The 7,636-nt window shown below is 60.9% G+C and carries 7 protein-coding genes; all 7 read left to right on the forward strand.

Annotation, left to right across the window (positions count from 1 at the left end; translation table 11 throughout):
* Positions 1 to 2,388, forward strand: a 2,388-nt coding sequence (priA, locus tag ABGT74_RS09600; protein ID WP_346705368.1) for a primosomal protein N', incomplete at its 5' end; no start/stop codon positions are given.
* A 17-nt stretch (positions 2,389 to 2,405) separates the two neighbouring features.
* On the forward strand, positions 2,406 to 3,008 hold the full coding sequence (locus tag ABGT74_RS09605; protein ID WP_346705369.1) for an N-acetyltransferase family protein: 603 nt from the start codon (positions 2,406 to 2,408) through the stop codon (positions 3,006 to 3,008).
* 6 nt (positions 3,009 to 3,014) lie between these two features.
* Positions 3,015 to 3,515: a peptide deformylase gene (def, locus tag ABGT74_RS09610; protein ID WP_346705370.1), complete on the forward strand. Its 501-nt coding sequence runs from the start codon at positions 3,015 to 3,017 to the stop codon at positions 3,513 to 3,515.
* Positions 3,512 to 4,444 carry a methionyl-tRNA formyltransferase gene (gene fmt / locus ABGT74_RS09615; RefSeq protein WP_346705371.1) on the forward strand — a complete coding sequence of 311 codons (933 nt, stop codon included), beginning with the start codon at positions 3,512 to 3,514 and terminating at the stop codon, positions 4,442 to 4,444. Before def ends, fmt begins: the two co-directional genes overlap by 4 nt.
* Positions 4,445 to 4,447: 3 nt before the next feature.
* Positions 4,448 to 5,155: a zinc metallopeptidase gene (locus ABGT74_RS09620; RefSeq protein WP_346705372.1), complete on the forward strand. Its 708-nt coding sequence runs from the start codon at positions 4,448 to 4,450 to the stop codon at positions 5,153 to 5,155.
* Positions 5,148 to 6,500, forward strand: coding sequence for a 16S rRNA (cytosine(967)-C(5))-methyltransferase RsmB (rsmB, locus tag ABGT74_RS09625; RefSeq protein WP_346705373.1), 1,353 nt, complete (start codon positions 5,148 to 5,150; stop codon positions 6,498 to 6,500). The genes ABGT74_RS09620 and rsmB overlap by 8 nt, the downstream gene beginning before the upstream one ends.
* Positions 6,497 to 7,531: a 23S rRNA (adenine(2503)-C(2))-methyltransferase RlmN gene (gene rlmN, locus ABGT74_RS09630; RefSeq protein ID WP_346705374.1), complete on the forward strand. Its 1,035-nt coding sequence runs from the start codon at positions 6,497 to 6,499 to the stop codon at positions 7,529 to 7,531. The genes rsmB and rlmN overlap by 4 nt, the downstream gene beginning before the upstream one ends.
* Positions 7,532 to 7,636 lie beyond the last annotated feature (105 nt).

A 7,636-nucleotide genomic window follows, 5' to 3' on the forward strand; every position in this document is an offset into this window, starting at 1 on the left:
TACCGTGTGCCGGACGAGCTGCGGGAACAGGTGCTGATCGGCACCCGTGTTCTCGTGCCGTTCGGCTTTGGCAATAAACGGGCGGAAGCGGTCGTGCTCGCGTTCCGTGAGGACGCGGGCGGGCATAAGCTCAAGCCGATTATCGAGGTGCTGGACGACACACCCATTTTGACTGCGCCGCAGCTCAAACTCGCCGCATGGATGCGGGAGCGGCTGTACTGCACGTTTTTCGATTGTGTGCGCGTCATGCTGCCCGCGGGACTGTGGTTCAAGCGCAACGAGACATACACATTGTCGCCCGATGCCGACCTTGCCGCGCTGCGGCAGCGGGACGGGGACGCGGGGCGTGTGATGCAGCTGTTCGACCAGCCGGGACAGACGCTTGCCGTGTCCGATATCCGGCAGCGGCTGGGCGGCAAAAGCGTCACCCGCGTGCTGGACATGCTGACGGGCGAGGGCGTGCTGCTTTACCACAGCAACACCGTGCAGAAATCGGGCGACAAGACCGAGAAAATGCTCGCGCTCGATATGGAAGCGGGGGAGGCGATGGCGCGCATCGGCCGCCGCAGTCCTGCACGGCTGGATGTGGTTTCCGTCCTCGCGGACGGCGGCTGGATGAGCCAGAAAGAGCTGGTTTACATGACCGGTGTGACCGATGCGGCACTGCGCGACATGGTCAAAAAGGGCATGCTGCGTGCGCGGCAGGAGGAACGCCTGCGCACACCGGATTTTTCCGAGGTGCCGCCTGCGCCGCCCCCGGTACTCAGCGCGCAGCAGCAGCAGGCGTATGACGGCCTTGCCGCTTTGATGGATGAGGATGCGCCGCGCGCGGCGCTGCTGTTCGGCGTGACCGGCAGCGGTAAAACGCAGGTGTATCTGAGGCTGATCGCGCACGCACTCGAGCAGGACAAAAGCGCAATCGTGCTTGTGCCCGAGATCGGGCTGACGCCGCAGGTCATGCGGCAGTTCGCCGCGCAGTTCGGTGACACGGTTGCCGTGCTGCACTCCGCGCTGTCGGCCGGAGAGCGGTATGACAGCTTCAAAAAGATCAAATCCGGCCGCGCGCGCGTCGTGATTGGCACGCGCTCGGCAGTGTTTGCGCCGGTCGAGCGCCTTGGGGTGCTCATCCTCGATGAGGAACAGGACGGTGCATATAAATCCGAGCAGTCCCCGCGCTACCACGCGCGCGACGTGGCGAAATACCGCGCCGCACACGAAAGCGCGCTGCTCGTGCTCGGCTCTGCGACCCCATCGGTCGAGACCTATTACGGGACAAAGCAGGGCAAATACCCGGTGTTTTCGCTCACCGAGCGGTTTATGGGCACCAGTCTGCCCGAAGTGCAGATTGCAGATTTGCGCGGACAGGCGCGCGAAGGGCGCAGCGGCGTGATCGGCCAGCAGCTGGAAAGCGAGCTGATCGACACACTGCAAAAGGGCAAACAGGCAATTTTATTTCTCAATCGGCGCGGGAACAGCCGCGTGATTGGCTGTGCGCTGTGCGGCTGGGTGCCCGAGTGCCCGTCGTGCTCGACCAGTATGACCTATCACTCGGCTTCCGGCCGCGCGATGTGCCACTATTGCGGCGCATCGGTCAAAATCACAGGCACCTGCCCGGTTTGCGGTGGAGAGAGCCTGTTCACCGAAACGCCCGGCACGCAGAAGGTGGAGCAGGAACTGCACGAAAAATTCCCGTCCGCGCGCGTGCTGCGCATGGATGCGGACACCATGACCACCAAGGGCGCGCACGAAAAGCTGCTCACGCAGTTTGCCAAAGGCGGTGCGGATATCCTGCTGGGCACCCAGATGGTGACCAAGGGGCTGGATTTCGAGAATGTCACGCTCGTCGGTGTGCTGGATGCTGACCAAAGCCTGTATGCGCAGGACTACCGCGCGAGGGAGCGTACGTTTTCGCTCATCACGCAGGTGGTCGGGCGCGCGGGGCGGCGGTTTGACACAGGCAAAGCGGTTATCCAGACGTACAGTCCGACACATCCGGTCATTTTGACCGCCGCACGGCAAGACTACGAAGCGTTTTATGAGCGCGAGATGGAGACGCGTGAGGCGCTGCAATGTCCGCCGGTCTGCGACTTGACTGTGCTGACCGCAGTGGGTGAGGTCGAGCAGCAGGTGCTGGCAAGTCTGCTTTCCCTCAAAACCCGTCTGCAAAGCCTGATGGAAGGACAGTATGCGGACGTGAAAGCGCCCGTACTCGGCCCGGCAGCGGCGCAGGTGGTCAAGGTCATGGGGCGTTACCGGTATCATTTGACCATGCGTGCGCAAAACACCGCGCGCTGGCGCGCATTGGTGGCCGGGGTCATGCGGGAGTTTTTGCGGGACAGCAAAAACCGCGGCGTGACCGTGTTTGCAGACGAAAATCCCGACCTATAAGGCGCGGAGGATGGAATATGGAAGGACAATTTGTGATTCGGCGGGCGGCGGCAGAGGATGCGGCTGCGCTGCTGGAAATATACCAGCCGTATATTACGGATACGGTTATCACATTTGAATACGAGGTGCCTGCGGCAGAAGAATTTGCTGCGCGCATTACGGATACACTCGCGGATTTCCCGTATCTTGTGTGCGAGCGGGACGGCAAACCGGTCGGTTATGCGTATGCGCATCACATTCGAGAGCGCGCGGCGTATGATTGGGCGGTCGAGCTGTCGATTTACTTAGCGCCTACAGCACAGGACCAGGGCGTGGGAACGGCGCTGTACCGGTGTCTGATTGACTTGCTGGAGATGCAGCATGTACGTGTTTTATACGGTTGCGTCACGCTGCCGAACGAAAAAAGCCGCCGTTTGCACGAAAAGCTGGGCTTTGCGCTTACGGGTGTATGGCACGGCTCAGGCTGGAAGTTTGCGCGGTGGCATGACGTAGGCTGGTTTGAAAAACGTCTGGGTGGGGACGGGCCGGCGCAGCCGGTCGTGCCGTTTCCGGCGCTTGATGAAGAGAAAATACAGGAATGTTTGTGCCGATATACGGCAATGCTGAAGATGGAGGACTGAACTGACATGGCACTTCGTAAAATTCTGACAGAGGGCGACGAGCAGCTGCTCAAGCACAGCCGCAAGGTAGAAAAATTCGACGCGCGTCTGCATACGCTGCTCGACGATATGCGCGAGACGCTGGAAAATTCGGGCGGCGTTGGTCTTGCCGCGCCGCAGGTCGGCGTGCTGCGCCGCGTGGTCGTGCTGCTGGACGTCAACACCGAGCCGGAGGAGATGGTCGAGCTGGTCAACCCTGAGGTGATCGAGACGCGCGGTGCGGAGCGCGTGGTCGAGGGCTGCCTGTCCGTGCCGGGCGTGTACGGCTACGTCACTCGCCCGACGTGGGCGAAGATCCGCGCGCAGGACCGCGACGGCAACTGGTTTGAGCGCGAGGGCGAAGGCATTGTCGCGCAGTGCTTCTGCCACGAGACCGAGCATCTGGACGGGCATCTGTTCACCGAGAAGGTCGAGGAATATGTTGACCCGGAGGACTTGCAGCAGGGCGATGAGGGTGACGCGGAATGAGGATTGTATTCATGGGCACGCCGGATTTCGCCGTGCCGAGCTTACAGGCGCTCATCGACGCAGGGCATGAGGTGTGTGCGGTTTACACCCAGCCCGACAAGCCGCAGGGCCGCAAGCAGATTTTGACCGCGCCACCGGTGAAAACGCTGGCGCTCGAGCATAATATCCCGGTTTATCAGCCGCAGACGCTCAAAAACGAGGACGAACAGGCACAGTTACGTGCCCTAGCACCTGAAGTTATTATCGTCGTGGCGTATGGCAAGCTGCTGCCCAAAGCGGTGCTCGACATCCCTCCGCACGGGTGCATCAACGTACACGGTTCGCTGCTGCCGCGCTGGCGCGGTGCCGCGCCCATCCAGTGGGCGGTGATGGCAGGAGACCAAAAGGCGGGCGTGACAACCATGCAGATGGCCGAGGGGCTGGACACGGGCGACATGCTGCTCACCTATGAAACCGAAGTCGGCGCGCGGGAGACCGCTGGCGAGCTGTTTGACCGGCTCGCGCAGGCGGGCGCAGAACTTCTGGTGCGCACACTTGTCGAACTGGATAGCATCACGCCGATTCCGCAGGATGACAGCCAAAGCTGCTACGCGCACATGCTGGATAAGCAGATGGCGGTGATCGACTGGACAAAGTCCGCGCACGAGATCGACTGCCTGATCCGCGGGCTGAATCCGTGGCCGGTGGCGCTGACCACGTTGGACGGCGCGCGGCTCAAGGTGTATGCGGCGCAGCCGGTGGACGGCAAGGGCAAGCCGGGCGAGGTGCTGGTGAGCGACGCGAAAAAGGGACTGATTGTGGCGTGCGGCGCGGGGGCGCTTGCACTCGAAGAGATTCAACTGGTCGGCGGCAAACGCATGAAGAGCGCGGATTTCCTGTGCGGCCATGCGGTGGAGAAAGCAACCGTTTTGGGTGAATCAAAGGAGTAAATTATGCCTTATTTTGGTTATTACGGCATTGATATGTATTATATCGTGCTGGTCATTCCGTGTATCATTCTGGCGTTTTGGGCGCAGACCAAGGTCAAAAGCACCTTCAACCAGTATTCGCAGGTTTTGAACCGCCGAGGCATGAGCGGCGCGCAGGCGGCCGAGGCGGTGCTGCGGGCGAACGGCGTAAACGGCGTGTGCATCGAGCGCGTATCTGGCCGCTTAACAGACCATTTCGACCCGCGCAGCAACGTCATCCGTCTGTCGGACGCGGTGTATGACTCGACCTCGGTCGCGTCGGTCGGCGTAGCCGCGCACGAGGCGGGCCACGCGGTGCAGCACGCGGTCGGTTATTTCCCGATCCGGCTGCGCTCGGCCATCATTCCGCTGACGCAGTTCGGCTCGATGGCGGCGTTCCCGCTCATTCTGCTTGGTCTGCTGTTCAATTCCGAGGCGTTTATCAATATCGGCATTCTTGCATTTGCGCTGTCGACCCTGTTCCAGCTGGTGACGCTGCCGGTCGAGTTGGATGCGTCGCGTCGCGCACTCGCGGCCATCCGCGAACGCAATCTGCTGTATGAAGACGAATATCCGATGGCGAAAAAGACGTTGACCGCTGCCGCGATGACCTATGTGGCCGCGCTGGCGGTATCGCTTGCGCAGCTTTTGCGACTGCTATTGATTTTTGGAGGACGGAGACGCGATGACTGATAAACGCCCGCGCACGGCGCGCGAAACCGCAGCCTTTGCACTGTTCGCCATGAATGAGGATGGCGCGTGGTCGGACGGTGCGCTGCACCAGTGCCTTGCCCGCGCGTCGCTCGAGGGGCGCGATGCAGCGCTTGCTTCCCGACTGGTATACGGCACGGTGCAGAATGAAATGCTGCTCGATTGGTATCTGCGGCACTTTTCCAGCGTGCGGCTCAAAAAAATCGTGCCGCGCGTGCATATTTGCCTGCGTATGGGGCTGTATCAGCTGATTTTGATGGATAAAATCCCGCCGCACGCCGCAGTTGCGGAGACGGTGGAGCTGGTGCGGCGGTACTGCCGCGCGGACGGGCGCACGGTTTCGTTTGCCAATGCCGTGCTGCGGCACGCGGCGGACGCAGTACAAAACGGAAGCCTGCCCGTGCTGGACTGCCCGGACAAGGAAAGCTACTATGCGCTTCGATACAGTCATCCGGAATGGTTGGTGCGGCTGTGGTCGGAGCAGTTCGGACGCAAAATGGCCGAGCAGCTTTGTCAGGCGGACAACGCGGATACGCCGGTGTCCGTGCGCGTCAATCTGATGAAAACCACGTCCGAGGCTGCATGTTCCGCGCTCGAAAGTGCGGGACTGACCGTGCAGGTGCATCCGGCATTCGACGATATCCTGCTTTGTACGGGTGGAGACGTCGCGGCGACACCCGCATTTCAGGCGGGCGAAATTACCGTGCAGGACGCGGCAAGCGCGCTTGCGGCCGCGGTGGCCGACCCCAAACCGGGCGACACGGTGCTCGACTGCTGTGCAGCGCCCGGCGGCAAGAGCTTCGCCATGGCGGGACGTATGCAGGGGAGCGGCAGCGTGACCTCGTGCGACATTTACGAACATAAGCTGAACCGCATCCGTGAGGGCGCGCAGCGGCTGGGGCTTTCGAACATCCAGACCGCTTTGCAGGATGCATCCGCACCGCGAGACGAGTGGAAGGGCGCGGCGGACGTGGTGCTGTGCGACGTGCCCTGCTCGGGACTGGGTATTATCCGCAAAAAACCAGAGATTCGATACAAAGACCCCGCAGAGCTGGAAAACCTGCCCGTTTTGCAGGCGAAAATCCTACAAAACTGCGCGCAGTATGTGAAAGACGGCGGCACGCTGGTCTATTCGACCTGCACGATCTTACAGCGCGAGAATGAAGATGTGGTGCGCGCATTTCTCGCGGCAAACCCGTCGTTTGAGGCCGTGCCGTGGGAGCACAAGGCATGCGGCGCGCGTGAGGATGGCATGGTGACGCTGTTGCCGCCCGTACATCAGACCGACGGCTTTTTTATCGCTAAACTAAGGAAGAAGAACGCATGACAGAGATCAAGTCCCTGACAATCGAAGAACTGAAAGCGGAACTCGCCCAGATGGGCGAAAAGCCGTTCCGCGCGGGACAGATCTTCAAATGGCTCCACCAAGGGGTAGAGTCCTTTGAAGAGATGTCCAATCTGTCCAAAGACCTACGCGCAAGGCTTGCGGAACGCTTTGTGCTGACTGTGCCGCAGGTGGCGCGCAAGCAGGTGAGCAAAGTCGATGGCACGGTGAAATATCTGTGGCGGCTGCGGGACGGCGACTGCGTCGAGTCGGTGCTGATGCACTACGAGCATGGCGTGTCGGTCTGCGTGTCTACGCAGGTGGGCTGCCGGATGGGATGCAAGTTTTGCGCTTCTGGTCTGAACGGCCTCAAGCGCCGCCTATCCGCGGGTGAAATCCTCGACGAAGTGCTGTTCATGCAGAAGGACAGCGGTGAGACGGTGTCCAACATTGTGTTGATGGGCACGGGTGAGCCGCTGGACAACTACGACAACGTGCTCAAATTTCTGCATCTGGTCAGCTGTCCGGAGGGTGTGAACATCGGCCAGCGGCATATTTCCTTGTCAACGAGCGGAATTGCTGATAAAATAGAGAAGTTAGCGGGAGAAAAATTGCAGATCACCCTTTCGGTGTCCCTGCATGCGCCGGATGATGAGACGCGCTCGTCCATTATGCCGGTAAACGACGCCTATCCGGTCGAGCGGCTGATGCGTGCCTGCCGGTACTATTTCGATACCACCGGACGGCGTATTTCCTATGAGTACATGATGGCGCGCGACAAAACCGACCGCCCGTGGCAGGCGGAAAAGCTGGCCTCGCTTCTGCGAGGCAGGCCTGCGCACGTCAACCTGATTCCGCTCAATGAGGTGGCGGAAAGCCCACTGCGGCCCTCGCGACCGGAAGCGGTGCGCCGCTTCCAGCAGGCGCTGGAAAAACGCGGCGTGACTGCGACCGTGCGTCGGAGGCTCGGCCCGGATATTGATGCTGCCTGCGGGCAGCTGCGCCGCAGGGAACTGCAAAAACAGCAGAATTAAGTCCGGTTTCACCGAAATCGGATACCCGAATGGGAGATATCATCCTTACAAGACACTGGAGGTGTTCCTATGGAATGGTTTGGCTTGACGGACAGAGGCCGTGTG

The organism is uncultured Agathobaculum sp., from assembly GCF_963927765.1.
GTDB lineage: Bacteria > Bacillota > Clostridia > Oscillospirales > Butyricicoccaceae > Agathobaculum.